Here is a 25,923-nt window from a genome sequence, read left to right as displayed (position 1 = left end):
CTCCTGTGAGCGCTCACAGTGCATTGACGTGGTGTTATCTGCGTAACACTGACGACATACTGTGAGCGCTTACAGAGATGACTGTCAAGGGGTGTGGCGCACCACCCGGACCGTGCCGGCGGGTACCACGAGGGTGCCGGTGCAGGGCTCGCCGGTGAGCAGTTCCACCCCGGACGCCGGCACCGCGCCGTCGTGGTCGGTGTGGTTGATCGCGATCAGGTACGACGCCGACCCGCCCTCCCGGCGTACCAGCTCCACCCCGTCGGGTACGCCGTCCGGCGGGGTCACGCCCGCGTCGGCGTACGCGCGGCGCAGCACGCCCGCCAGGCCGGCCGCGTCGGGGCGGGTGGACACGTACCAGGCGGAGCCGGCGCCGACCGCGTGCCGGGTCACCGCCGGCCGCCCCGCCGCCGGCCCGTCCACGTAGGACAGCTCGGCGGTGGCGCCCTGCAACACCACGTCTTCGGTCCACACGTCGGCCGTTGACCCGTCACTCAGCCGTACGGACGACCCGGCCGGCAGCGGCAGGAACTCCTCCACCGCCACGCCGAGCAGGTCGCGCAGCGCACCCGGGAACGCGCCCGGATGCAGCGTGTCGGTGGCGTCCACGATCCCGGAGAAGTACGAGATGACGACGGTCCCGCCGCCCTCGACGTACCGGGTGAGGTTGGCGGCGGCCGCCGGGCTGGTGAGGTAGAGGCTCGGCACCACCACGAGCGGGTAGCCCTCCAGGGCCCCCGTGGGATGCACGAAGTCGACGGTCAGGTGGTCGCGCCACAGCGCCTCGTAGTACGCCGACATGCGGTCCAGGTAGGACAGGTCCGCCGATGGCCGCCAGTCCAGCTCCAGCGCCCACCAGGACTCCCAGTCCCAGAGCACCGCCACCTCGGCGGCGACCCGCGTCCCGCGTACCTCGTCCAACCTGGACAGATCCGCGCCCAGCTCGACCACCTCGCGCCAGATCCGGGTGCCCGTGCCGCCCTGCGGCACCATCGCGGAGTGAAACTTCTCCGCGCCGAAGCGGGAGGCCCGCCACTGGAAGAAGAGCGTCGCCTCGCTGCCCCGGGCCACGTGGGCGAGGCTGTTGCGGCGCATCTCGCCGGGGCGCTTGGCGATGTTGCGCGGCTTCCAGTTGACCGCGCTGGTTGAGTGCTCCATCAGCAGCCAGGGCCGGCCGCCGGCCACGCCCCGGGTCAGGTCGGCGCACATGGCCAGCTCGATGTGGTTGTTCGGGTTCTCCGGTTGCAGGTAGTGGTCGTTGGAGACGACGTCCACTTCGGACGCCCAGCGCCAGTAGTCGATGGTCTTGCAGTTGGCGATCTGGAAGTTCGTGGTCACCGGGATGCCGGGGGACCAGCGGTGCAGGATGTCCCGCTCGCGCCGGTAGTTGGCCAGGTGCGCGTCGGAGGAGAAGCGCAGGAAGTCCAACTGCTGCGCCGGGTTGACCGCGGTGGGCGCGGCGATGGGCGGCTCGATCTCGCCCCAGTCGCCGTACCGCTGGCCCCAGAACGTGGTGCCCCACGCCTCGTTCAGCGCCGCGACCGAGCCGTACCGGCCGCGCAGCCACTCCCGGAACGCCTCCGCCGAGGCGGGGCAGTAGCACAGGGCGTTCGCGCCGCCGTACTCGTTGTGTGAGTGCCAGAGCACGAGCGCCGGGTGGCCGGCGTAGCGGCGGGCGAGCTGCTCGGTGATCCGGGCCGCGGCGTCCGCGTACGCCGGCGAGCTGGGGCAGAACGACTGCCGCGCGCCACCGCCGAGGATCGCGCCGTCCCGGTTGACCAGCCGCGACTCCGCATGGCGGCGGGAAAACCACGCCGGTGGCGCGGCGGTCGGCGTCGCGAGGTCGACCGCGATGCCGCCCTCGTGCAGCAGCTCGAGTACGCGGTCCAGCCACCCGAAGTCGTAGCGGCCCTCGGCCGGCTCCAGCAGTGCCCAGGTGAAGATGCCGACGCTGACCAGGTTGACCCCGGCCTCGCGCATCAGCGCCACGTCCTCGTGCCAGACCTCCTCCGGCCACTGCTCGGGGTTGTAGTCGCCGCCGTACGCCATCCGGGTGAGCCGGGGCAGCGGGCCGGCCGGCGCGGTGGTGGCTGCCGGAACGTGGGACGTCAGGGACATGCGGGCTCCAAAACTGTACGCGCTCCCAGTGACCTTCCCGCATGATTGCACACGTTCTAGCTGCAATGTCAGACCCAGTTGTGGCTATTGACACAGGCCCCGAGGGAGCCAAGACTGTGAGCGCTCACAGTTGTTTCTGGCTGATTACCCCCATGAGAGGCTGAGATGACACGTTCGCTGGCTGCGAAGGTCGTGGCGATAGCCCTCGGCGTCAGCCTCGTCGCCGCATGCGGTTCCGACTCCGACTCCGGATCGGACCAGGGCACTTCCGGCGGCAAGGTCGAGCTGAGCTTCTGGGCCTGGGCGCCCAACATCGAGAAGGTCATCGACAAGTGGAACGCGGATAACCCGGACATCCACGTCACGCTGAGCCGGCAGGCCGGCGGCGGCGACATCGTCACCAAGCTGCTCACCGCGAACAAGGCCGGCAACCCGCCGGACCTGGCGCAGGTCGAGTACCAGTCGCTGCCGACCCTGGTCAGCAACGACGTGCTCGCCGACCTGGCCAAGGAGGCCGGCGACGCGAAAAGCAAGTTCGCCGAGGGCGTCTGGCAGCAGGTCACCCTCGGCACCGACGCGGTGTACGGCATCCCGCAGGACGCCGGCCCGATGATGCTCTACTACCGCACCGACCTCTTCCAGCAGTTCGGCCTGACCGTCCCGAAGACCTGGGACGAGTTCGCGCAGGCGGCCCGCACGCTGCGTACCAAGACCAAGAAGCAGTACCTGACGACGTTCTCGGCCAAGGACCCGGGCTGGTTCGCCGGGCTCGCCCAGCAGGCCGGCGCGGCCTGGTGGGGCGTCGACGGCGAAGCCTGGAAGGTGACGGTCAACGACGCGGCCACCAAGAAGGTCGCCGACTACTGGGGCGGCCTCGTCCAGGAGGGCGCGATCGACGACCAGCCGATGTACACGCCCGAGTGGAACAAGGCGCTCAACGACGGCACGCTGCTGGCCTGGCCGAGCGCCATCTGGGGCCCGGGCGTGCTGGAGGGCAACGCGCCCAAGACCAAGGGCAAGTGGGCGATGGCGCCGCTGCCACAGTGGACCGCCGGGGAGAGCAAGACCGGCAACTGGGGCGGCTCGTCCACCGGCGTGGCCGCCAAGTCGAAGAACGTGGCAGCGGCCGCCAAGTTCGCCACCTGGATGAACACCGACCCGACCGCGACCGCGCTGCTGGTCAAGGAGAGCGCCATCTACCCGGCCGCGAGTGACGCCCAGTCCGGGCCCGCGCTGACCCAGCCGCCGGCGTTCTTCCCCAACCAGCCGAACTTCTACACCGAAGCCGCAGCGATCGCGAAGGGCGCCGCCGGGGTCACCTGGGGACCGAACGTCAACGTGACGTACCAGGTCTACCAAGACGCGTTCGGCAAGGCGATCACACAGAAGTCGTCGTTCGGCGCGGCCGTCGACGAGATGCAGTCGGCGACCGTGGCCGACATGCAGAAGAACGGCTTCAAGGTCTCGGGCTAATGATGGTCAGAACGGTTCGTCGGGGGAGGCGTACGGCGGCGCCGTACGCCTTCCTCGCCCCGGCGGTGCTCCTGTTCACCCTGTTCATCCTGCTGCCGGTCGGGTACACGGCCTGGCTGAGCCTGCGGAAGGTGCAGGTCAAGGGCCTCGGGCTGGGCAAGGGCGCGCGCACCGAGGTCTTCGCCGGGCTGGACAACTACCGGCGCGCGATCACCGACTCGGAGCTGTGGTCGGGCGGGCTGCGGGTGCTGGCGTACGGGGCGCTGCTCCTGCCCATCATGCTGGGGCTGGCGCTGCTCTTCGCGCTGCTCCTGGACCGACCGCGGGTCGCGCTGCGCCGCTTCTCCCGGATCTCGATCTTCCTGCCGTACGCGGTGCCGGCGGTGATCGCGAGCATGTTGTGGGGCTTCCTCTACCTGCCCGCGATGAGCCCGCTCAACTACGTCCTGGCCAAGCTGGGGCTGCCCGAGCCCAACCTGCTGAGCACCGGCTCGGTGTTCTTCTCGATCGTCAACATCGCGATCTGGGGCGGCGTCGGCTTCAACATGATCATCCTGTACACCTCGCTGCGCGCGATCTCGCCGGAGATCTACGAGTCGGCGCGGATCGACGGCTGCTCCGAGCTGCAGATCGCGCTCCGCATCAAGATCCCGCTACTCATCCCGGCGATCGTGATGACCACGGTCTTCTCGATGATCGTGACGGTGCAGGTCTTCAGCGAGCCGATGACGATCAGGTCGCTGACCACGAACATCACGTCCACCTGGACGCCGCTGATGAAGGTCTACCGGGACGCGTTCGCCGCCGACGACCTGTACGCCGCCGCGGCCACCTCCATCCTGCTGGCCCTCTTCACGCTGGTGCTGTCGTTCGGGTTCCTGCGCTTCGTGCAGCGCCGGGCCTTCGGGGAGGAGCGCTGATGGCGGAAGCACGCAGGCCGCGGCTGGCCATCCTGCCCACGGCCGTGCTGCTGATCGGCGCGGTCTACTGCCTGCTGCCGGTGGCGTGGGTGGTCGCCGCCTCGACGAAGGCCGGCTCGACGCTGTTCACCTCGTTCACGTTCGCGCCGAGCGGGTCGTTCTTCGACAACGTCTCCGAGCTGTCCAGCTACAGCGACGGGATCTACTGGCGCTGGATGCTCAACACCGCCCTGTACGCCGGTGTCGGCGCGGCGCTGTCGGCCGGGCTGTCCGGGCTGAGCGGGTACACGCTGGCCAAGTACCGGTTCGCCGGGCGCTCGGTCATCTTCAACGTGCTGCTGGCCGGCGTGCTGGTGCCCGGCATCGTGCTCGCCATCCCGCAGTATCTGCTGCTGGCCAAGGTCGGGCTCACCGATACGTACTGGTCGGTGCTGCTGCCGAGCATCGTCAGCCCGTACGGCATCTACCTGGCGCGCATCTACGCCGCCGCGGCCGTGCCGGACAGCGTGATCGAGGCGGCGCGGGTCGACGGGGCGGGCGAGTTCCGGACCTTCCGCACCGTGGCGCTGCCCATGATGGTGCCCGGCATCATCACGGTGTTTCTCGTCCAGTTCGTGGCGATCTGGAACAATTTTCTGTTGCCGTTCATCATGCTGGCGGACGACAACAAGTTCCCGGTCACGCTGGGCCTCTACACGCTGCTCAACCGGGGAAACACCACCCCCGCGCTCTACAGCCTGGTGATCACCGGCGCGCTGCTGTCGATGATCCCGCTCGTGGCGGTCTTCCTCGCGTTGCAACGGTATTGGCGGGTTGACCTGCTCTCCGGCTCGGTGAAGACCTGACGGAGAATAGGTCTCGTGGTGACCCAGCCCCGGCCGCAACGGCCGCGACCCCAGGCCGGCCGGCCGACGATGGATGACGTCGCGGCCGTCGCCGGAGTGTCGCGCGGCACGGTGTCGCGCGCGCTCAACGGCGGCCACAACGTCAGCGGCCCCGCCTTCGAGGCCGTCCAGCGGGCCATCCGCAAGACCGGGTACGTCGTCAACCAGCACGCCCGCAGCCTGGTCACCCAGCGGTCCGACTCGGTGGCCTTCATCCTCTCCGAGCCGCAGGACCGCCTCTTCGAGGACCCCAACTTCAACGTGCTGCTGCGCGGCTGCACCCGGGCGCTCGGCGAGCACGACATCACGCTCCTGCTCACCGTCGCCGGCACCCAGGAGGACCGGGAGCGGATCGGCCGGTACGTCACCGCCGGTCACGTCGACGGCGCCCTGCTCGTCTCCGACCACGCCGGCAGCTCACTGCTGCAGGAGCTCAAGGACCGCGGCCTGCCGGTGGTGACCTGCGGGCGGCCGCTCGGGCACGAGCGCGAGATCTCGTACGTGGCGGCCGACGACCGGGACGGCGCCCGGCAGATGGTGAGCTACCTGCGCTCGCGCGGGCACCGGACGATCGCCACGATCACCGGGCCGCTGGACACCTCGGGCGGCGTCGACCGGCTCGCCGGCTACTACGACGTACTCGGGGACGCGGACCCGCGCCTGGTGGTCAGCGGCGACTACACCCAGGCGTCCGGCGAGGTCGCGATGGAAAAGCTGCTGCGCCAGGTGCCGGACCTGGACGCGGTGTTCGTCTGCTCCGACCTGATGGCGGTGGGCGCGATCGCCGCCCTGGCCCGGGCCGGCAAGCGGGTGCCCGACGACGTCGCGATCGGCGGCTTCGACGACTCCAAGGTCGCGGCCGCCTCGACGCCTCCGCTGACGACCATCCGGCAGCCGTTCGGCCGGATCAGCGGCGAGATGGTCCGGCTCCTGCTCGGCCACCTGTCCGGCGAGCCACCGGCGGCGGTCATCCTCCCCACCGAGCTTGTGGTGAGGGCCACTGCGTAACTATTAGGCTGGTACACGTGCTGACGGTGCCCGTGCGGCAGCTCGGTGAGGCCGAGCGCGGTGCGGTCGAGAGACTCCTCGACCTCGATCCGTTCGGCGGTGCCCAAGTGGCGGAGCGCGTGACCGCGCACGGCCTGTCCTGGTGGCGATCCGACGGGCGGATCTACGGGTATGGGTCGCGCCGGCACCTGGAGGCGCTCTGCTGGTTCGGTGGCCACCTCACGCCGGTGCTCGCCTCGCCGGCCGCCGTCTCCGCGTTCGCCGAGCTGATCCTGTCCGAAGACCGCGGGTGCTCGTCGATCGTGGGCCGGGCGGACGCCGTACTCGGATTGTGGGAGCACCTCGGGCGGTATTGGGGGCCGGCGCGGGACGTACGGCCGCACCAGCCATTGCTGGTCGCGAGCGCGCCGCCGGCCGTGGCGGCCGACCCCGGCGTGCGCCTGGTCCGGCCCGACGAGATCGACCTGCTCTACCCGGCGGCGGTGGCGATGTACACCGAGGAGGTCGGAGTGTCGCCGCTGACCGACGACGGTGGCCGCGGCTACCGGCGGCGGGTGATGGAGCTGGTGCGCGGGCGGCGGGCGTACGCGCGGGTCGCCGGCGGCGAAGTGGTCTTCAAGGCCGAGTTGGCGGTCGTCACCCGGCACACCGCGCAGGTCCAAGGGGTATGGGTGGCGCCGCACTGGCGCGGCCGGGGATGGCGGCCTCGGCGATGGCGGCCGTGGTGCGCGACGCGCTGCGCCGGGTCGCACCGACCGTCAGCCTGTACGTCAACGGCCACAACGAGCGGGCCCGCCACGTGTACGCCCGCTGCGGCTTCCGCCCGGCCGGCGAGTTCGCGACCGTCCTGTTCTGAGTGGGCTGATTACCGCCCAGTATTCGGGAGAATGACAGGCATTTTCAGCAAGCGGTCGTCACTCTTTGGTTACGCCTGCCTACGCTCTGTAACGGCTGATCGCGATGCAGGTTACGGGGGTGAGCACCGCGATGGGGCGGATCGTCAAGCAGGTGTCCGAGGGAACCACGAAGTACTACTGGTATCCAGGTGACAAGAAGGAGTGGATCCGCGCCGGCGTGGCGCTCGGCATCGGCCTCGCCGTGTTCGGGTTGCTGATGCTCTTCACGCGGAACGTCCTGGTGGCCACCGTGGTGGGCGCGTCCGCCACGGCCGTGGCCGCCGGACTCAACTTCGGCCGCCGCGACGCGCGGGCCCTGGCCGGCTTTCCCGACCTGGGCGACAAGGCCGCGCGGCGGGCCGCGGTGGGACACACCGGCAAGGCGGTATGGCGTGCCCTCGCCCACGGGTTCGGCGGGGCGGCAGCGGCCGTACTCATCCTGAATCTGCCCCACCGCGGCGTGGTGGCCGACTGGATCCTGCCGGTGGTGCCGGCGGTGGTGGGCGCGCTCGCGCACCAGGCGGGCATGCTCTACGAACGCCTGAGCGCGTCCACCTCCACCCCCGGCCCCGCGTCAACCCCAGCCCCAACCCCAGACCCCGAACCCGCCCTCCCCTAGCCCACCCGCGGCTCGGCTCGGCGCCGCTCGGGCGCGGCTTTCCTCGTCGATCAAGGGCATATGGTCGTGCTTTGATCTCCAAACCACGACCGTTTGCCCTTGATCGACGTCGAAGTCCTTGATCGGCGGGAGCGGGGTAGGGCGTGGGGCGCGTGGGCGGGGTTGAGTCCTAAAAGGAGCCCCCTACTCGCGGGTCACCCACGGCGTGTGCGGGCGCTACGCGCGGGCGCCGCATGCCGGCGCCCACCCCGACGTAGCCCGCCGAGGAGCACCGCGCATGTCCGCCGAGCCCTCCGTCGATCAAGGATTTCCGCGTCGATCAAGGGCAAAAGGTCGTGGATCGGAGATCAAAGCACGGCCATATGCCCTTGATCGACGGGCGAGGGATGGGCTTGATCGACGGGGAAGGGGCGCAGGGGAGGGGGAAATACCTCGGGGTGCGAGGTATTTTGGAGGAGTGGATAGGGAACTCGCTGGTGAGTTGATGCGAGTCACGGCCGGGTTGCGGCGGGTGGTACGGCGTCGGCTGAGCCGGTCGGCGTCGCCTCGGCTCGGTACGGCGCAGGTGGAGTTGCTGCTCGTGGTCGAGGAGGAGCCGGGTATCGGGATCGCGGCCGCGGCGCGCGTACTGCATCTCGCCGACAACTCGGTGAGCGGGCTGGTCAACGTACTCGTGGATGCTGGCCTGCTGGCCCGGGAGACCGACCGGGCGGACCGGCGGGCGGCGCGGCTGTTCCTGACCCCGGCCGGGCAGGCCAAGCTCGCCGGCTGGCGCACCGCGCGGGCCGAGTTGGTGGGGCGGGCGCTGGAGCGGCTGGCTGCCGCGGATCAAGAGGCGGTCGCGGGCGCGCTTCCGGCGTTGCGGCGGCTGCTTGAGGAGTTGCGAGAGGAGCGGACATGACGGCTGCGGTGAGCGTGCGCGGGCTGCGGTACGTGTTCGGGGAGACGGTGGCGGTGGACGGCATCGACCTCGACGTGGCGCCGGGGGAGATCTTCGGCCTGCTCGGCCCGAACGGCGCGGGAAAGACGACCACGATCCGGGCGGTCACCACGCTGCTCCCGGTGCCGCGGGACACCGTGTCGGTCTTCGGGCTCGACGTGGGGCGGCGGAAGATGGCGGTGCGCCGGCTGATCGGGTACGTCCCGCAGTTGCTGTCCGCCGACGGTGCGCTGACTGGGCGGGAAAACGTGAGCCTGTTCGCCCGGCTGTACGACGTGCCGCGCCGGGAGCGGGTCGCCCGGGTGGACGAGGCGATCGCGGCGATGGGGCTCACCGAGGCGGCGCAGCGCCAGGCCAGCACGTACTCCGGTGGCATGATCCGCCGGTTGGAGCTGGCGCAGGCCCTGGTCAGCTCGCCGCAGCTGTTGATTTTGGACGAGCCGACGATCGGGCTGGATCCGGTGGCGCGGGCCGGGGTGTGGGAGCGGATCACCCAGGTGCGCCGGGAGACGGGCATGACGGTGCTGGTCACGACCCACTACATGGACGAGGCCGAGCACTCGTGCGATCGGGTCGCGCTCATGCATCGGGGCCGGATCGGCGTCGTGGGCACCCCGGCGGACCTGATCGAAAGCATCGGGGGAGGAAGCCTCGACGACGTCTTCCGGGCGTACGCCGAGGGCGACTGGGACGACGAGACGAAGGGATTCCGCAATGTCCGCCAGACTCGACGCACTGCCTCGCGCCTCGGTTGACCTGGGATTGGTGGCCCGGCGGGTCGCCGCCATGTGCCTGGTCGAGCTGCAGAAGATGCGGCGTGACCGGACCGAACTGCTCTTCCGGGCGGTGCAGCCGGCACTGTGGCTGCTGGTGTTCGGCGTGACGTTCACCAAGATCCGGGCGATCCCGACCGGGGACGTGCCGTACCTGGACTATCTGACCCCGGGCGTCATCGCCCAGTCGGCGCTTTTCATCTCGATCTTCTACGGCATCCAGATCATCTGGGATCGGGACGCGGGGGTCCTGGCCAAGCTGATGGTGACGCCGACGCCGCGGGCCGCGCTGGTCACGGGTAAGGCGTTCGCGGCGGGCATGCGGGCGCTGAGCCAGGTGGTGGTCGTGCTCGTGCTGTCCACGCTCCTCGGCGTGGGGCTGACCTGGAATCCGCTGAAGCTCGCCGGCGTGGTCGTGATCGTGCTGCTCGGCTCGGCGTTCTTCTGCTGCCTGTCGATCATCATCGCCGGCCTGGTGCTGTCGCGGGACCGGATGATGGGCATCGGCCAGGCGATCATGATGCCGCTCTTCTTCGCGTCCAACGCGCTCTACCCGGTGTCGCTGATGCCGGGCTGGCTCCAGGTGATCAACCACGTCAACCCGCTCAGCTACCAGGTGGAGGCGCTGCGCGGCCTGCTGATCGGCGCGCCGGCCCGGCTGTGGCTGGACTACGGGGTGCTGGTCGGGTCCGCCGCGCTCGCGATCGCCGTCGCGAGCGCTCTGCTGAGCCGCCTAGCCAAGTAGAAGCTAAGGTCAGGGAGTAACTACGCGACCGGAGTTACTCCCTGATCAGCGCGGAGTCCTGTCGCCTGCCGCCGCAGCCCTTTGGCAGTACAGCGGCCGGGAATCTTCGGGCTCTGCATGACTCCTATCCTGCGGGCGCGGGCTCGTACGTACTTCCGCCAGGTGGCGTATTCATGTAGCGGGTACGGCTGAGCGCTTACTTAGGTTCACGCTCGGCGGGCGGGCGCGACCTCCTGCCGGGGGCGGTACGCGATCTTGAAGGCGACGCAGGCCCGTGCGCACGGCACAAGGGCACAGTCGGATCCACGACATGTCTACTCCTCCCATTAACTTCGTCGATTGAAACAGCGATACTTGTGCCGCTCCAGCTGGGCTGGGGGCGATGCGCCAAGACCGAGCCGTACACGGGACCGCATCGATTTCAACGGATAGAGGCCGGTGTGTCAGCCAACGACTTCGCGACGGTCGCTGTTGCCGTCGCGGCGGCTTTAGCGGGTTTCAGCTCGGCCATAGCGGCAGCTCTCGCCGTTCGTTTACAGCGGCGGTGGGGGTCAACGGACGCATTCCTCCGGATTGCGCAGCAGTTCGAGACGCCAGAGTTTCGGAAACACAGAACAGTTATTTACAACCTGGAGCGAGACAGCTTCCAGTCCTGGTCCGAGGAGGAGACCGCAGCGGTCAACGCTTGGTGTGCACATCTCGACCTCGTGGCCGTACTGATTCAATCTCGCCAGGTCGGAAAAGTGGCCTTCCTTAATCTGTATGGCGATGTTGTGCTGCGCACGATCTACCAGATAGCGCCTTACTGCAACCACCAGATCACAATTCGTGGCAAACAGTTCCTCCTGCCGGTGCGGCTCCTGTCGGGGACTCTCGTGCGGACCTGGCGGAAGCGGGCGGGCGGGCGACGATACCCAATTACGATTGGCTTTCCAGCGAAGCCCCAAGTGCGTGTGAACCCCGACCTGTTTGATAGCGACGACGCAGTCCTCGCCTTCCGGGTCGATGGCAAGTTCTCGAAAAGAAGCTAGGCTTCTGGACGCTGGGGAGCGACATGTGTGGGATTGTAGGGGTCGCCTCCCGGCGAGACATTGTGCAGTCCATCGTTCATCGGCTTACGATGATCGAGTACCGCGGCTACGACTCATTCGGTATTGCGGGACTGGTTGCCGGCTCCATTGTTGTCGAGAAGGACGTCGGATCGGTCACCGAAGCCGTGCAGCGAGGCCAATTTAGTTCGCTGTCCGCGATGCAGGTAGCGATCGGGCATACGCGGTGGGCGACGCACGGCGTGCCCTCCCGAGTCAACGCCCATCCGCATCTCTCGTATGACGGCACGATTGCTACCGTCCACAACGGCGTGATCCACAATCACTTGGAGATCAGACGGGAACTGGAAGCCGGCGGAGTTTGCCTCCGATCAGAAACGGATAGCGAGGTCGCTGCGCATCTTATCGCCAATTACATGCAGAAAGGTGCTACGCTGCTCCAGGCCATATGCTGGACCTGCGCCCGGATTACCGGAGAGTATGCGCTCGGCATTCTCTGTTCGGCCGATCCCGGAGCGATCTATGCGGCAAAGCACAAGAGTCCACTAGTCCTCTGCAAGCATGATGGGCAGACCCTTCTCGCCTCAGACCCGGTCGCAGTGGTGGACCCTGAGACTGACGGTATGACCTTCTTAGAGGACGGAGACGTAGCTCGACTGCAGGCTGACCGAGCGGACGTCTTTCGAGTGGGCGCCGACGGCTCGCCTGTGCCGACAAGGCGCGCGAAGACAACGGTGATCGACTCGGTGAGAGGATCCGGCCGAGGTAGTTTTGAGCACTTCATGATCAAAGAGATCCATGAGACGCCGACGGCCGCGAAGGCGGCACTTCAAATCTCCGATGAGAGCCTGCGCAACGCCTTGCCGCGGGCGCCGGCCAGACCGTTGCTCCTCATCGGCGCCGGCAGCGGTTTCTACCTGGCTCAGATCGGGCAATTTTTAATCACCCGACTGTCCGGGCTCCCGGCGATGGCGTTGGTCTCGGACGAGATGGAGAACTTCTGCAAGGTGGATCCGACCGACACGGTTGTCGCGATATCTCAATCGGGTGAGACCTTCGATACGCTTGAGGCGTGTCGTTGGGTCATTGGATCTGGCGGAACTGTGATATCGGTCAGCAACGTGCCCAACTCAACGCTTGAGCGCCTCGCTGCATATCGCCTTCAACAACGCTCTGGTCCGGAAATCAGCGTGCTCTCCACCAAGTCGATAGTCAGCCAGGCGGTTATTCTGGCCAGACTCGCCATGGAAGCTGGACTACGGGACGGAACGCTCTCCTCCGGTCGATATTCGGCGCTCTTGGAGTCACTGGCTCACTTGCCCGACGTGCTGCGGACTGTTGTTGGCAATACAAGCGCCGCGATCCGAGAGGTCGCTCAACGCCGCAGCCAGGTGAGGAACTGGTTCTTCATCGGCCGTGGTCTTCTGTACCCTGCTGCGATGGAGTCAGCCCTCAAGTTCAAGGAAGCCACCTATCGGCACGCGGAGGGGATGGCGGCCGGCTTCTTCAAGCATGGGACAATTTCGCTCATTGACCCTGAGTTCCATACCATTGCCTTGGTTCCTTCTCGGCTGGCCAGCCCGGGTATGCATATGGCGACATTGGCCAGCGTTAGCGAAATCGCTGCGCGAGGCGGGCCCGTGATTGGGTTTGGGCCAGGCGAGATTGATTCGGAGGATCGGAAGAACTTCGCTGAGTACGTTTCGCTGCCATACGTTGACGAGGAGGTCACTGACCTCGTCGTCCAACTCGTTGTTGGTCAACTGTTCGCGTACTACTGTGCGCTTGATCTTGGTCGCGAGATAGATCGCCCGCGGCACCTCGCGAAATCCGTCACGGTGCGTTGAGGGCGTTCGGTTCGGTGGTACGCTGCCGGCATGCCTTCGTGCGGGAGCAGGTCCTGGCCGTGAGTGGTGTGCTGTGTATCGGGCCCATCTATGTGGATGTGAATTGCCTTGCGTTCCCGTGCGAGGACGGGCTCCCGATTGAGGTTGAAACGATTGGTCGGGATTACGAGGTCGTCCCGGGAGGCTCGGCGGTCAACTTCGCCCGTTTCGGTCGACGGCTGGGATTATCCACCATCCTTGCCGGAAAGATCGGCACCGACGCCTTTGGTGATTTACTTTCTGGCATGCTGCGAGACGCCGATGTCGGACTTGCTCTAAAAGTTGATACGTCGGCGGTAACTGACGTCGGTATTAATTTCGTGGCACCCAGTGGTGCCTCTGTCATGGCCGTGGCCGGCACGGCAAGCGATGCCTTAACCGGCGCGGAGTTGGCAGGCATTGTCGAAGAGCACGAGAGCAAGATTTCCTACGTCTACCTTGGTGGCGGCTTTAAGCTCCCGGGCCTTCTCGAGGATCTACTTTCGGTGGTGAAGCCGCTGCAGGCGCGGGGGTAAAGGTTATCCTGGACCATGGGCGGGTCCCTGGAGATGTATCAAGCGGCAGCCTGGCCAGTATGAGGTCCTTGGCTAGGTTCTCAGACATCTATCTGCCAAGTCGCGGCGAGTTCTTGGCATTGTGGGGCGCGGATGATGTCGAAGCAGCGGTAAGGGCATTCCAGCCGGGGCTGATGGTCGAAGAACAGGTTGTCGTCGTCAAGGACGGGTCCGCAGGAGCATTCGCTTTTACACCTGATCGCCAGGTAACCATGAATGCCTACGACGTCCGGGTCCGGAATACAGTCGGCGCTGGCGACAGCTTCAACGCGGGATTTGTGACTGCGAACACTCTTGAGCTGGATCTGTACGACAGCGTCGAGTTCGCGTGTGCCGTCGCGGCGTTGACCATATCGACGGACCAACTCCCGGACGTCAACGATGTGAATCGTCTGCGTAGTGAGAAGCCTTAACGGGAGGATCATGGCATGGCGTTGACCAGCCTCGTGTTCGATATCGCAGAAAAGATAGCCGAATCGGTGCGCCCATTGCTGGTGGACGTGCGCAGCCTGCCTTCTCTTGGCGCGGTTGTCCTGGACAAGGGCGGCGGGCACCTGGCACATGAGATCGACAGGGTGGCGGAGGACGTGCTCTTTGGCACTCTGAAGTCGGCAGGGTACGCGGGCTTGGTCTACTCCGAGGAGAGCGGTCTGGTCAGGCTGGGAAGCGAACCACGTTTTCTGATCTGCGACCCCTACTGCAATACCTCGCTCACCTTCCGAGGTGTCAGGGAGTCCGCGGTCGCGGTATATGAATACACGTTGGCCGGTGTCTTCGTTGCGGGCGCGATCGCGGATCTTCAGATCCCGCGCGTGGTCTGGGCTGACCAGCAGACACCGACAAGTGTGACTCACCTCGGCTTCGAGGGTGCCACTGGGCCGGCGCGGCGCTCGTCCGCAAGTAGCGTCGATGATGCGTTTCTTGTCATCTCCCTCCTCAAGCAGAAGCGACGAGCGGAGACCCCTATGCGGCTGTTCAGAAGAGCTGGGCAGGTAGCAACGATTGATGGGGCAATTGTGGCCGTGCGGCTGGCGGTTGGCGAGATCGACGGCTTCGTCGATTCGACGATTGGTCAACCGTCATATGAGGCGCTTGCCTATGAGTTGGTACGGCGAGCTGGTGGGGTTGTGACGGACGGTGAGGGGGCCGACATCGACTTCCAGATGATTGTGGGCGGCCTTGCCAACGCCGAGGTACGACGGCAGACGGTGGTGGCGGCAGCCAACCGGTCCCTGCACCAGGAGTTGTTGACCCTGCTCGCCTAGCGACCTAAGACACCGAGCGCTTACTTAGGTTCACGCTCGGCGGGCGGCGCGCTGCGGGCTGGCGATCCGCAGGTCGGCATCGATCTTCGCCACCGTGGCCATCAGCAGCGGCAGCAGCTCGCGGCGGATCGACTCGACCGAGTGGCGGCTCGCGTGCACGGAGACGTTGGCGGCGCCCACGACCGCGCCGGTGCGGTCGCGGATCGGGGCGGCCACCGACCGCAGCCCCTCTTCGAGCTCCTGGTCCACGATCGCGTACCCCTGGGCGCGTACCTTGCGTAGCTCGGTGCGCAGCGCGGTGACGTTGCTGACTGTGCGCGCGGTCAGCCGGGTCAGTTTCACCCGGTCGAGGTACGCCGCCAGGTCCTCGTCGGCCATCCCGGCCAGCAGGACCCGCCCCATCGACGTCGCGTACGCGGGGAAGCGGGTGCCGACGTTGATGGCCACCGTCATGATCCGCGAGGTGGGCACGCGGGCGACGTACACCACGTCGTCGCCGTCGAGCACGCAGACCGAGGACGACTCGTGCACCTGCGCGACCAGCCGTTCCAGGTGCGGCTCGGCCACGTCCGGCAGCGACAGGCTGGACAGGAACGCGTAGCCCAGCTCCAGCACCCGCGGCGTCAGGCTGAACAGGCGCCCGTCGGTGCGTACGTAGCCGAGGTCGGTGAGCGTGAGCAGGAAGCGCCGGGCGGCGGCCCGGGTGAGGTCGCAGATCCGGGCCACCTCGCTGAGCGTCAGCTCGGGGTGGTGGGCATCGAAGGCGCGGATGACGGCGAGGCCGCGTTCCAGCGACTGTACGAAGTGGGCCTCGCGCCCCACGTCAGTCATGGACTCTCCTCCGCGAGCACCCGCTGCGCCACCGCCAGGGCACTGTTCGCCGCCGGCACACCAGCGTAGACGGCCGTGTGCAACAGCACCTCGCCGATCTCGGCAGGACTCAGGCCGTTTCGGCGGGCCGCCCGCACATGCATGGCCAGCTCGTCCTCACACCGAAGGGCGGCCAGCACCGCGAGCGTGATGCAGCTGCGGGTACGCCGGTCGAGCTCGTCGCGCCCCCACACCGCGCCCCAGGCGTACCGGGTGATGAAGTCCTGGAACGGCGCGGTCAGCTCGGTGGTGTTGGCGATGGCGCGGTCGACGTGCGCGTCGCCGAGCACCTCGCGGCGCACGGCCATGCCCTTCTGGTACGTCGGGTCAGCCATCGAGATGCTCCATGATCAGATTGGTGACGGTCTCCACCTGCTCCACATTGGCCAGATGGGCGGCCGCCGGGACGAGCGCCAGCCGGGCGCCCGGGATCGCCGCCGCGATCGCCGCGCTGTGCGCGGGCGGGATGGCCGGGTCGTCTTCGCCGTGTACGACCAGGGTGGCGGCGCGGATGGCGGGCAGGTCGGCGGTGAGGTCGAGCCGTTCGAGGACGCCGCAGCAGGAGGCGTACCCCTCGGCGGGCGTGCCGGCGATCATCGCCCGCAGCGTGGCGAGGCGGTCCGGGTGGCGGGCGGCGTACGGCGCGGTCACCCACCGGCTCACCAGCACGTCGGCGATCGATTCGAGGCCGTCCGCGCGCACGGTGCTGGCCCGCTGCGCCCAGGCTTCCGGCGGGCCGGGGCGGGCCGAGGTGCAGCACAGCACGAGCCGGTCGACGCGGTCGGGAGCGTGCGCGCCCAGCCACATGCCGACCATGCCGCCCAGGGACAGCCCGCAGAAGTGGGCCCGCGCCACGCCCAGCGCGTCGAGCAGCGCGAGCACGTCGCGGCCCAGGTCGCCGATGTCGTACGGGCCGGCGGGCACCGGAGAGCGGCCGTGCCCGCGGGTGTCGAAGCGTACGACCCGGAATCGCTCGGCTAGCCGGGGCAGCTGCGGGTCCCACATGTGCAGCGTGGCGCCCAGCGAGTTGCCCAGCACCAGCACCGGCGCGTCGTCCGGACCGTCCACAGTGTAGTAAGGCGTCATGGTTTGCGCTCCCGGTGCCGGCGGACTGCCCGGTCAGTCAGTTCACCGGCGTGGCCCAGGTACGACGCCGGGTCGAGCAGGTCGGCCAGCTCCGCCGGCTGGAAGTGCGCCGCGAACGCCTCGCTCAGCGGCCGGCCGCTCGCGACGGCGGCGCGTACCAGGTCGTGCGCCTCGGTCGCCCCGACCTTGGGGGCGAGCGCGCCGCTGATCCGTTCGGCGAGCAACGCCCCGCCGGTGGCGTCCAGGTTGGCGCGCATCCGGCGCGCGTCGACCCGCAGCGCGGGCAGGCAGGTGGCCAGCCAGTGCACGGCCGAGCCGGTGCTCCGCAGCAGGGCGGTGAGCGGCTGCCACTCGGCGTGCCAGGCCCCGGCGGCCCGCTGATGCTCGTGCGCCATCGTGGCGAGGAGCGTGGCCACCAGGCCGGGGGCCTGCGCCGCGCAGGCGGCGGCGGAGATGGCGGCGACCGGGTTCTGCTTGTGCGGCAAGGTGGAAGACCCGCCCGGCTTGCCCTCGGCCAGCTCGCCGACCTCGGTCTGGGCGTAGAGGACGACGTCGCGGGCCACCTTCGCGACCGCGCCGGCGGCGGTGCCCAGCGCGCCGGCCAGGTCGGCGATCCGGGTGCGGTCGGTGTGCCAGGGCAGCACCGGCTCGGCCAACCCCAGCTCGGCCGCGAACCGCTCCACAGTAGACAGATCGAGCGCGGAGAGGGTGCCCGCGGCGCCGCCCAGCTGGACGGCGAGCCGGTCGTCGCGCACCTCGGCGAGCCGCCCGGCGGCCTCGTCGAGCGCGGTCAGCCAGCCGGCGGCGACGAGCCCGAACGTGGTAGGCAGGGCCTGCTGCAGCAGCGTGCGGGCGGCCAGCGGGGTGTCCCGGTGCGCCTCGGCGAGGTCGGCCGCCGCGTCCGCCGCCGCGGACAGGTCGATCAGGATCAGCCCGAGCGCCTCCCGGGCGACCAGCATCGCGGCGGTGTCGAGGATGTCCTGGCTGGTGGCGCCGCGGTGCACGTACCGCGCCGCGGCGGGGGAGACCGCGGCGCGCAGCTCGCGTACCAGGGGAATGACCGGATTGCCCGCGCCGGCTGCGCCGGCGCTCAGCGCACTCCCGGCAAACGTGCGGCACCCGGAGTCGATCTCCTCAACGACGGCCGGCGGCGCCCCGCTCGCTCGCGCGAGTGCCACCTCCGCGTCGAGCATCGCCCGCAGCCAACTCCCGTCCCCTACGGCCGCCCGCACCGGCCCAGCGGCCAGCACGCCGTCGAACAGTCCCGGATGATCAGGGAACGCCTCGGGCGGGTCGCGGCGCGCCACCAGAGCCGCTCCCTGATCACCGGGATCTTGGGGGCGACCGTCAGATGGCGAAGAAGACGGTTTCATCGGTGCCCTGTAGGCGGATGTCGAAGCGGTAGCCGTCGGGGGCGGGTGCGGCGATGAGCGTTTCGCGGCGGTCCGGCGGGACGGTCAGGAGGACGGGGTCGGTTGCGTTTGCCGGCTCGTTGGGGAAGTAGATGCGGGTGACTACGCGGTGTAGGAGGCCGCGGGCGAAGACGGAGACGTCGATGTGTGGGGCCTGGGGGCCGTCGGGGCCGGGCACGGGACCGGGCTTCTGGGTGCGGATCTCGTACCGTCCACTGTCGTCGGTCGGGCAGCGGCCGAACCCGCGGAATCCCTTGGCGGCGCCGCGCGGGTCGTCGGGATGGTCGAAGCGGCCGTCGGGGTCGGCCTGCCAGGTCTCGATCAGCGCGTCCGGGACCGGCGCGCCGGTGCCGTCGGTGACGATGCCGTGCAACAGGAACGCGCTTGGTGCGTCCGCCTCGACCACGAAGGGCCCGTCCGGCCAGGGCAGCCCGATCGACAGGTACGGCCCGACCGTCTGCGATGGAGTGTGGCTCATGACTGCTCCTCCATCGGGGTGGCCCCGCGTCCACGAAGGACGATGTCGAACTCGAAGCCCAGCGCCCACTCCTCGACCGTCGCGGAGAGGTCGAAGCGGGAGATGAGCCGGTGCCGCGCGTCCTCGGGCACGGAGTTGAACACCGGGTCGTACGGGAAGAGCGGGTCGTCGGGGAAGTACATCTGGGTGACCAGGCGCTGGGTGAACGACCGCCCGAAGAGGGAGAAGTGGACGTGCGCCGGCCGCCAGGCGTTGAAGTGGTTGCGCCACGGGTATGCGCCCGGCTTGATGGTCACGAACCGGTACCGCCCCATCGAGTCGGTCATCGCCCGGCCCACCCCGACGAAGTGCGGATCCAGCGGCGTGTCGTGCTGGTCCAGCTTGTGCAGGTACCGGCCGGCCGCGTTGGCCTGCCAGACCTCGACGAGCGTGTGCGGCACCGGCCGGCCGTCGCTGTCGCGCACCTGGCCGTGCAGGATGATCCGCTGGCCCTGCGCCTCGCCGCCGGCGTTCTTGGTCAGGTCGGCGTCGGCGGCGGTGACCCGGCCCTCGCCGAGCAGCGGGCCGGTCACCTCGGTCAGCGTGTGCGGCAGCAGGATGGGGGCCTGGCTGGGGGCGCGCAGCACGGTGGACTTGTAGCCGGGCGAGAGCAGCGGCGGGTGCGCGCCGGCGTCGTCGCGCTGGTAGCCGGGTACGACGAGGGTCATGCCTCCTCCTTTACACCGTCGAGGGCCCGGAGCGCTGCCAGTTCGCCCGACGTGGGTGACGGCGTGGTGCGCAGGTTCGGCGCGACCGCCAGCTTCCAGCCGGTCGCGGCGCGCGCCTGGTCTGGATCAACCCCGGGTGTACCTGGGTGAGCGTCAGCTCGGCGGTCTCCGGGTCGGGCTCCAGCACGCCGAGGTCGGTGATGACCAGCACCGGCCCGCGCCCGGTCAGCCCGAGCTTGGCCCGGTCGCCGGGGCCGCTGCCGTAGCCGACCGAGGTGACGAAGTCGACCCGCTCGACGAACGCCCGCGGGCTCTGCTTGACGATCACGATCACCTCGCGGCAGGAGGCGGCGATCTCGGGGGCGCCGCCCGCCCCGGGCAGCCGTACCCGGGGGTCGCGGTAGTCGTCGCCGATCACGGTGGTGTTGATGTTGCCGTACCGGTCGATCTGCGCGGCGCCGAGGAAGCCGACGTCGATGCGGCCGGGCTGGAGCCAGTAGTTGAAGATCTCCGGCACGGGCACCACCGCGTCGGCCGTCTCGGCGAGCACGCCGTCGCCGATGGACAGCGGGAGCGTGTCCGGCTTGGCGCCGATCGTGCCGGACTCGTAGATCAGCACCAGGTTGGGCGCGTGCGTACGGCGGGCCAGGTTGGCCGCGGTGCTCGGCCGCCCGATGCCCACGAAACAGCGCGCCCCGTCGCGCAGCGCCCGGGCGGCGGCGACGGTCATCATCTCGTCCGCGGTCCAGCTCATGCCGTAATCCCGATGTGCGAGGACAACCATTCCGTGAACGCCGAACGGTCCCGGCTGATCGCGTCCCACGCCTGGTAGTAGTCGTTGTCCCGCTCGCTGTACCCCATCGCGTACGACGGGTGGGCGCCGCCGGGCACCTCGGCGACGTACGTGATGGCCCAGCCCGGCAGGATCACCGCGCCGGGGCGCGGGTCGAGCTCGTCGACGATCTCCTCGACGGTCACGAGCGACCGCCGGGAGGCGAGCACGACCTCCTTGTGTACGCCGGTGATGCCCCACATCTGCACGTTGCCGGCCCGGTCGGCGCGCTGCGCGTGGACGATGCCGACGTCCGGGTTGAGGGCCGGCACGGCGGTCAGCACCTCGCCGGTGAACGGGCAGGTGATCGGCTTGATCGTCGCGGTCTGCTCGACCAGGTCGGTGCCGACGTACCCGCGCAGCACCGCGAACGGCAGCCCGGAAGCGCCGGCGACGTACCGGTTGGCCATGCCGGCGTGGCTGTGCTCCTCGATCTCCAGCGGCCGGGGCCAACCGTTCTGCACCGCGTCACGGAACCGGTGCAGCGAGCCCACGCCGGGGTTGCCGGCCCAGGAGAAGACCAACTTGCGGGCGCACTCGGCGCCGATCATCTGGTCGTACACGATGTCGGGGGTCATCCGGACGAGCGTGAGGTCGCGCCGGCCCTGCCGGATGATCTCGTGGCCGGCGGCCACCGGGATCAGGTGCGTGAAGCCCTCCAGTGCCACGGTCGCGCCGTCGTACACCAGATCGGCGATCGCCTCACGCAGCGAGGTTATGTCCCCCATATTGCCTTCCTGTGCGCTGGTAGAACCGTAGTTCGCTATCCGAACGCTACGGCGGCGCCCGGATCACTGTCAACGAGCCGGTTGACGTGAGTGAGGTCACCCCCTACGTTCTTCATGAGAACTATCGTTCGTATTACGCACACACCGTTCGGAGGTCCCATGCGCAGGTCCTTCGTCACGTCTGTCGCCGCGTCCACGCTGTTGCTCGCGGCGGCGTGCGGGTCGTCCGACTCCCCCAGGCGCCCGCCAACGAAGGCAGCACCAAGGTCACGGTCGGGATCATCCCGATCGTCGACGTCGCACCGATCTACCTCGGCAAGGAGAAGGGCTTCTTCGCCAGCCGCGGCATCGAGTTGACGATGGAGGCCGGCCAGGGCGGCGCGGCCATCGTCCCCGGTGTGCTCAGCGGCCAGTTCCAGTTCGGCTTCAGCAACGTGACCTCGCTGATGATCGCGCAGAGCAAGGACGTGCCGATCAAGGTGGTCGCCAACGGCGTGGCCTCCACCGGCAAGTCGGGTGCGGACTTCGGCGCGGTCGCGGTCAAGGGCGACAGCACGATCCAGTCGGCCAAGGACCTGGTCGGCAAGAAGGTCGCGGTCAACACGCTCAAGAACATCGGCGACACCGTGATCCGCGAGGCGGTGCGCAAGGCGGGTGGCGACCCGGCGGGCGTCAACTTCGTCGAGATGGGCTTCCCGCAGATGCCCGCCGCGCTCGCCGCCGGTCAGATCGACGCGGCGTTCGCGGTCGAGCCGACACTCTCGGCGATCAAGGCCGCGGGCGGCCGGCCGATCTCCTGGGTGTACGCCGACGTCGCGCCCAACCTCACCGTGGCGGTGTACTTCACCGCCAAGAAGCTCATCGCCGAGAACCCCGACCTCGTCAAGCGCTTCACCGAGGCGATGAACGAGTCGCTGACGTACGCCAACGGGCACCCGGACGAGGTGCGGAAGGTGCTCACGACGTACACGAAGATCGACCAGAAGGTGATCGACGGCCTGACGCTGCCGGTGTGGCCGACCGAGATCAACAAGGCGTCGATCGAAACGCTGCGGACGCTCGGCGAGGGCGACGGCATCTTCGAGAAGACCCCCGACCTCACCCAGCTGCTGCCGTGAATCCTGGTAAGGCGATGCCGGTGATGCTCGGTCTTTCCGGGCTCACCGGCCTGCTGGTGCTCGTCGAGGTGCTGCCGCACACCGGTCTGGTCTCCGCGGACTTCCTGCCGCCGACCAGCCGGATCGCGACGGCGCTGGCCGACGAGGTGACCGACGGCGCCTTCTGGGCCGCGCTGTGGGACACGTTCGTCGCCTGGGCGATCGGGCTCGCCATCGCGGTGGCCGCCGGCATCGTCGCCGGGTTCGTCATCGGCTCGGTGCCGGCGCTGCGGGCGCTGACGGCATCGACCATCGAGTTCCTCCGGCCGATCCCGTCCGTCGCGCTCATCCCGCTCGCCGTCCTGTTGTACGGCACGGAGATCCAGTCCTCCCTCCTGCTCGTCGTGTACGCCTCGTTCTGGCAGGTGCTCATCCAGGTGCTCTACGGCGTACAGGACGTGGACCCGGTCGCGGACGAGACCGCTCGCAGCTACGGCCTCGGGGTGTGGGCCCGCGTCCGGTACGTCATGTGGCCCACCGCCCTGCCGTACGTGATGACCGGCGTGCGCCTCGCCGCCGCGGTGGCCCTGGTGCTGGCGATCACGGCCGAGCTGGTCATCGGCGCGCCCGGCCTCGGCAACCGGATCGCGGTCGCGCAGACCTCCAACGCGGTGCCGAGCATGTACGCCCTGATCGTGGTCACCGGCCTGCTCGGCGTCACGATCAACTTCGCCGCCCGCGCGGTCGAGCGGAGCCTGCTGTCCTGGCACCAGTCGGTCCGCGGCGAGGTGATCGTGTGATCGACGTACTGAAGAAGATCGTGCTCGCGATCGCGCTGCCCGCCCTGCTCTTCGCCGCGTGGTGGTTCGCCTCCGCCGGCAGCGAAAACTTCTACTGGCCGCCGCTGCGCGAGATCCTGCGCACGTTCGGCGAGGTGTGGACCGGCGAGCGGCTGCGCACCGACGTACTCCCGAGCGTGCTCCGGCTCGCCGCGGGGTACGCGGTCGCCGTACTCGTGGGGGTGTCGCTGGGCGTCGTCGTCGGCGGCAACCGGCGGGTGCGCGCGGTGCTGGAGCCGGTCCTGGAGTTCTTCCGAGCCATCCCGCCGCCGGTCCTGGTGCCGGTCATCATGCTTTTCGCGGGCATCGGTGACACGATGAAGGTTGTGGTCATCGCGGCGGGCTGCGTGTGGCCGATCCTGCTCAACACGGTCGAGGGTGTGCGAGCCGTCGACGGCGTCCTCGCGGACACGTGCCGGTCGTACGGCATCTCCGGCGGTGCGCGGCTGCGCCACCTGGTGCTGCGCTCGGCGAGCCCGCAGATCGCGGCCGGCATGCGGCAGGCGCTGTCCATCGGCATCATCCTGATGGTCATCAGCGAGATGTTCGCCGCCAGCAACGGCTTGGGCTTCGCCATCGTGCAGTTCCAGCGTGGCTTCGCCATCCCCGACATGTGGAGCGGCATCCTGCTGCTCGGCCTGCTCGGTCTCATCCTGTCCGTCCTGTTTCGACTGGTGGAAGGCCGGGCGCTGGCCTGGTATCACGGCCAGCGCCGCGCGCAGCGCGGCACCCGCTGAGGAGATTCGATGCTGCTTGAGGTCCATGGGCTGAAAAAGGTGTACGAGGGTCGCCAGCGCTCGGTCGAGGCGGTGCGCAGCCTGACCTTCGGCATCGACGACGGCGACTTCGTATGCCTGGTCGGCCCGTCCGGCTGCGGCAAGACGACGCTGCTCAAGTGCATGGCCGGGCTGCTCACGCCGACCGCCGGCGAGGTGCGGCTGCGCGACAAGCAGGTCACCGGGCCGCCGCCGGACATGGCCGTGGTCTTCCAGGAGTACGGCCGGAGCCTGTTTCCGTGGATGAGCGTGTGGGACAACGTGGAGCTTCCGTTGCGCCAGAAGCGCTTGTCCAAGGGCCAACGCCGCGAACTGGTCGGGCGCGCGCTCACCGAGGTCGGGCTCGCCGACGCCGATGCGGCCTACCCCTGGCAGCTGTCCGGCGGCATGCAGCAGCGGGTGGCCATCGCGCGCGCGTTGGCGTACGAGCCGCTGGTGCTCCTGATGGACGAGCCGTTCGCGGCGGTCGACGCCCAGACCCGCGCGGACCTGGAAGACCTGATCCGCAAGCTGTGGCGCCGGCTGGGCGTCACCACCCTCTTCGTCACCCACGACATCGACGAGGCGGTCTACTTAGGACAGCGGGTGATCGTCCTGTCGTCCTCGCCCACGGTCATTCGCGAGGAGCTCGAGATCGACCTGCCCGACGAGCGCGACCAGTTGACGACGCGGTCCAACACCAGATTCACCGAGCTGCGAGCGCACGTCTACGCGCAGATCCAAGCGGCCAAGCGAGAGTCCACTGTAGGGAGTTATTCGTGAGCAGGGAAGCGTTCATCGTCGACGGGGTTCGCACGCCGTTCGGAAAGTACGGCGGCGCGCTGTCCGGCGTACGCCCGGACGACCTCGCGGCGCACGTCATCCGCTCGCTCACCGCCCGCAACGCGACGGTGGACTGGGCCGCGGTCGACGACGTGGTGTTCGGGTGTGCCAACCAGGCCGGCGAGGACAACCGCAACGTCGCCCGGATGGCCGCGCTGCTGGGCGGGCTCCCGGAGGGCGTGCCGGGCACCACGGTGAACCGGCTGTGCGGCTCCGGCCTCGACGCCGTCGCGTCCGCCGCCCGCGCGATCCGGGCCGGCGAGGCCCACCTGGTCGTCGCGGGCGGCGTGGAGAGCATGAGCCGCGCGCCGTTCGTCATGCCGAAGGCGACGAGCGCCTTCTCCCGCACCGCCGAGGTGTACGACACGACGATCGGCTGGCGGTTCGTCAACCGGTTCATGCGCGAGGGCTGGGGCACCGACTCGATGCCGGAGACGGCGGAGAACGTGGCTTCGGCGTTCGGGATTTCGCGCCAGGCTCAGGACGAGTTCGCGCTGCGCTCCCAGGAACGGGCGGCGAAGTCACGGGCTCGGCTGGCGCTGGAGATCGCACCAATTGAGGCTTTTGAAAAGGACGAGCCGCCTCGCGATACGTCACTGGAGAAGCTGGCCGCGCTGCCCACGCCGTTCCGCGAGGGTGGCACGGTCACGGCCGGAAACGCTTCGCCGGTCAACGACGGCGCCGCGGCGCTGCTCGTCGCCAGCGAGGCCGCCATCGCGCGGTACGGCCTGACGCCGCTCGCCCGGATCGACGGCGCGGCGGCGGCCGGCGTCCCTCCGCGGATCATGGGATGGGTCCGGTGCCCGCCACCCGGCGGCTGCTCGACCGGCTCGGCGTCGCACTCGGTGACGTCGATGTGGTCGAGTTGAACGAGGCGTTCGCCGCGCAGGCGGTGGCTGTGCTGCGCGAACTCGGATTGCCCGAAGACGCGGAGCACGTCAACCCCAACGGTGGAGCGATCGCGCTCGGTCACCCCTTGGGTGCGAGCGGTGCGCGGCTGGCGTTGACCGCCGCGGTGGAGCTGGGGCAGCGGGGCGCCCGGCGTGCCCTGTGCACCATGTGCATCGGCGTCGGTCAGGGGATCGCTCTGCTCTTGTCTGCGCCGTAGCGGTAGGGTGATCGCGAGCTTGGTTCACGTGGGACGCG

26 protein-coding genes and 2 pseudogenes are annotated in these 25,923 nt (G+C 68.9%); 19 read left to right on the top strand and 9 right to left on the bottom strand.

The window, feature by feature from the left end; genetic code table 11:
- Window positions 1-84: 84 nt before the first annotated feature.
- A complete protein-coding gene (locus tag Prum_RS12485; RefSeq protein ID WP_173076595.1) occupies window positions 85-2,118 on the bottom strand; it encodes a beta-galactosidase in 2,034 nt (677 codons plus the stop codon).
- Between the two features lie 165 nt (window positions 2,119-2,283).
- Here Prum_RS12485 and Prum_RS12480 point away from each other — a divergent pair, with 165 nt between their 5' ends.
- The 14 genes and pseudogenes from Prum_RS12480 to Prum_RS12415 all read left to right on the top strand — a co-directional run bounded on the left by Prum_RS12480 (window position 2,284) and on the right by Prum_RS12415 (window position 15,130).
- Window positions 2,284-3,591, top strand: coding sequence for an ABC transporter substrate-binding protein (locus Prum_RS12480; protein ID WP_173076593.1), 1,308 nt, complete (start codon window positions 2,284-2,286; stop codon window positions 3,589-3,591).
- A 2-nt stretch (window positions 3,592-3,593) separates the two neighbouring features.
- Window positions 3,594-4,511 carry a carbohydrate ABC transporter permease gene (locus Prum_RS12475; protein ID WP_173076591.1) on the top strand — a complete coding sequence of 306 codons (918 nt, stop codon included), beginning with the start codon at window positions 3,594-3,596 and terminating at the stop codon, window positions 4,509-4,511.
- Window positions 4,511-5,356: a carbohydrate ABC transporter permease gene (locus Prum_RS12470; RefSeq protein ID WP_173076589.1), complete on the top strand. Its 846-nt coding sequence runs from the start codon at window positions 4,511-4,513 to the stop codon at window positions 5,354-5,356. Before Prum_RS12475 ends, Prum_RS12470 begins: the two co-directional genes overlap by 1 nt.
- 18 nt (window positions 5,357-5,374) lie before the next feature.
- Window positions 5,375-6,403, top strand: a complete 1,029-nt coding sequence (locus Prum_RS12465) for a LacI family DNA-binding transcriptional regulator (protein WP_246277847.1) — start codon at window positions 5,375-5,377, stop codon at window positions 6,401-6,403.
- Between the two features lie 17 nt (window positions 6,404-6,420).
- Window positions 6,421-7,259, top strand: a pseudogene (locus Prum_RS12460) (GNAT family N-acetyltransferase).
- Window positions 7,260-7,378: 119 nt separating this feature from the next.
- Window positions 7,379-7,918 (top strand): hypothetical protein, encoded by a 540-nt coding sequence (locus Prum_RS12455; protein WP_246277846.1) that lies wholly within the window; start codon window positions 7,379-7,381, stop codon window positions 7,916-7,918.
- Between the two features lie 484 nt (window positions 7,919-8,402).
- Window positions 8,403-8,819, top strand: a complete 417-nt coding sequence (locus Prum_RS12450) for a MarR family winged helix-turn-helix transcriptional regulator (protein WP_173076587.1) — start codon at window positions 8,403-8,405, stop codon at window positions 8,817-8,819.
- Entirely contained in the window at window positions 8,816-9,613 is a 798-nt protein-coding gene (locus tag Prum_RS12445; protein ID WP_173076585.1) for an ABC transporter ATP-binding protein, read from the top strand. The genes Prum_RS12450 and Prum_RS12445 overlap by 4 nt, the downstream gene beginning before the upstream one ends.
- The gene (locus tag Prum_RS12440) at window positions 9,573-10,376 is read left to right on the top strand and encodes an ABC transporter permease (RefSeq protein WP_173076583.1); all 804 of its coding nucleotides are present in this window, start codon (window positions 9,573-9,575) and stop codon (window positions 10,374-10,376) included. Before Prum_RS12445 ends, Prum_RS12440 begins: the two co-directional genes overlap by 41 nt.
- Window positions 10,377-10,816: 440 nt before the next feature.
- The gene (locus Prum_RS12435; RefSeq protein ID WP_173076581.1) at window positions 10,817-11,407 is read left to right on the top strand and encodes a hypothetical protein; all 591 of its coding nucleotides are present in this window, start codon (window positions 10,817-10,819) and stop codon (window positions 11,405-11,407) included.
- A gap of 23 nt (window positions 11,408-11,430) precedes the next feature.
- Complete coding sequence (glmS, locus tag Prum_RS12430; protein WP_246277845.1) at window positions 11,431-13,272, top strand: glutamine--fructose-6-phosphate transaminase (isomerizing); 1,842 nt, start codon at window positions 11,431-11,433, stop codon at window positions 13,270-13,272.
- Window positions 13,273-13,310: 38 nt separating this feature from the next.
- Window positions 13,311-13,826 (top strand): carbohydrate kinase family protein, encoded by a 516-nt coding sequence (locus Prum_RS53750; protein WP_173076577.1) that lies wholly within the window; start codon window positions 13,311-13,313, stop codon window positions 13,824-13,826.
- 59 nt (window positions 13,827-13,885) lie between these two features.
- A complete protein-coding gene (locus tag Prum_RS53745) occupies window positions 13,886-14,278 on the top strand; it encodes a PfkB family carbohydrate kinase (protein ID WP_218577218.1) in 393 nt (130 codons plus the stop codon).
- Between the two features lie 15 nt (window positions 14,279-14,293).
- On the top strand, window positions 14,294-15,130 hold the full coding sequence (locus Prum_RS12415) for an inositol monophosphatase family protein (protein ID WP_173076573.1): 837 nt from the start codon (window positions 14,294-14,296) through the stop codon (window positions 15,128-15,130).
- Between the two features lie 30 nt (window positions 15,131-15,160).
- Here the strand turns inward: Prum_RS12415 and Prum_RS12410 are convergent, their stop codons facing one another.
- Genes Prum_RS12410 through Prum_RS12375 form a run of 8 tightly spaced genes read right to left on the bottom strand, consistent with a single transcriptional unit; the run spans window position 15,161 to window position 21,243 of the window.
- Complete coding sequence (locus tag Prum_RS12410; protein ID WP_173076571.1) at window positions 15,161-15,961, bottom strand: IclR family transcriptional regulator domain-containing protein; 801 nt, start codon at window positions 15,959-15,961, stop codon at window positions 15,161-15,163.
- Window positions 15,958-16,335 (bottom strand): 4-carboxymuconolactone decarboxylase, encoded by a 378-nt coding sequence (gene pcaC, locus Prum_RS12405; RefSeq protein ID WP_173076569.1) that lies wholly within the window; start codon window positions 16,333-16,335, stop codon window positions 15,958-15,960. The genes Prum_RS12410 and pcaC overlap by 4 nt, the downstream gene beginning before the upstream one ends.
- On the bottom strand, window positions 16,328-17,086 hold the full coding sequence (pcaD, locus tag Prum_RS12400; protein WP_173076567.1) for a 3-oxoadipate enol-lactonase: 759 nt from the start codon (window positions 17,084-17,086) through the stop codon (window positions 16,328-16,330). The genes pcaC and pcaD overlap by 8 nt, the downstream gene beginning before the upstream one ends.
- The gene (pcaB, locus tag Prum_RS12395; RefSeq protein WP_218577217.1) at window positions 17,083-18,393 is read right to left on the bottom strand and encodes a 3-carboxy-cis,cis-muconate cycloisomerase; all 1,311 of its coding nucleotides are present in this window, start codon (window positions 18,391-18,393) and stop codon (window positions 17,083-17,085) included. Before pcaB ends, pcaD begins: the two co-directional genes overlap by 4 nt.
- A gap of 40 nt (window positions 18,394-18,433) precedes the next feature.
- On the bottom strand, window positions 18,434-18,976 hold the full coding sequence (pcaG, locus tag Prum_RS12390) for a protocatechuate 3,4-dioxygenase subunit alpha (protein ID WP_173076563.1): 543 nt from the start codon (window positions 18,974-18,976) through the stop codon (window positions 18,434-18,436).
- On the bottom strand, window positions 18,973-19,683 hold the full coding sequence (gene pcaH / locus Prum_RS12385) for a protocatechuate 3,4-dioxygenase subunit beta (protein WP_173076561.1): 711 nt from the start codon (window positions 19,681-19,683) through the stop codon (window positions 18,973-18,975). The genes pcaG and pcaH overlap by 4 nt, the downstream gene beginning before the upstream one ends.
- A 10-nt stretch (window positions 19,684-19,693) precedes the next feature.
- Window positions 19,694-20,437, bottom strand: a complete 744-nt coding sequence (locus tag Prum_RS12380) for a CoA-transferase subunit beta (protein WP_246277844.1) — start codon at window positions 20,435-20,437, stop codon at window positions 19,694-19,696.
- Complete coding sequence (locus tag Prum_RS12375; protein WP_173076559.1) at window positions 20,434-21,243, bottom strand: CoA transferase subunit A; 810 nt, start codon at window positions 21,241-21,243, stop codon at window positions 20,434-20,436. The genes Prum_RS12380 and Prum_RS12375 overlap by 4 nt, the downstream gene beginning before the upstream one ends.
- Window positions 21,244-21,458: 215 nt before the next feature.
- Here Prum_RS12375 and Prum_RS12370 point away from each other — a divergent pair, with 215 nt between their 5' ends.
- From Prum_RS12370 to pcaF, 5 genes and pseudogenes are all read left to right on the top strand, one after another.
- Window positions 21,459-22,361 (top strand): ABC transporter substrate-binding protein, encoded by a 903-nt coding sequence (locus tag Prum_RS12370; protein ID WP_246277843.1) that lies wholly within the window; start codon window positions 21,459-21,461, stop codon window positions 22,359-22,361.
- On the top strand, window positions 22,358-23,140 hold the full coding sequence (locus Prum_RS12365) for an ABC transporter permease (protein WP_246277842.1): 783 nt from the start codon (window positions 22,358-22,360) through the stop codon (window positions 23,138-23,140). The genes Prum_RS12370 and Prum_RS12365 overlap by 4 nt, the downstream gene beginning before the upstream one ends.
- On the top strand, window positions 23,137-23,916 hold the full coding sequence (locus Prum_RS12360; RefSeq protein ID WP_173076557.1) for an ABC transporter permease: 780 nt from the start codon (window positions 23,137-23,139) through the stop codon (window positions 23,914-23,916). The genes Prum_RS12365 and Prum_RS12360 overlap by 4 nt, the downstream gene beginning before the upstream one ends.
- Window positions 23,917-23,925: 9 nt before the next feature.
- The gene (locus tag Prum_RS12355) at window positions 23,926-24,717 is read left to right on the top strand and encodes an ABC transporter ATP-binding protein (protein ID WP_173076556.1); all 792 of its coding nucleotides are present in this window, start codon (window positions 23,926-23,928) and stop codon (window positions 24,715-24,717) included.
- Window positions 24,714-25,885, top strand: a pseudogene (gene pcaF, locus Prum_RS12350) (3-oxoadipyl-CoA thiolase). Before Prum_RS12355 ends, pcaF begins: the two are co-directional and overlap by 4 nt.
- Window positions 25,886-25,923: the final 38 nt, after the last annotated feature.

It is taken from the genome of Phytohabitans rumicis, from assembly GCF_011764445.1.
In the GTDB taxonomy this organism is placed as follows: domain Bacteria; phylum Actinomycetota; class Actinomycetes; order Mycobacteriales; family Micromonosporaceae; genus Phytohabitans; species Phytohabitans rumicis.
Note: the sequence above shows the minus strand (reverse complement) of the source record. Positions and strands in the feature narration are given on the sequence as shown.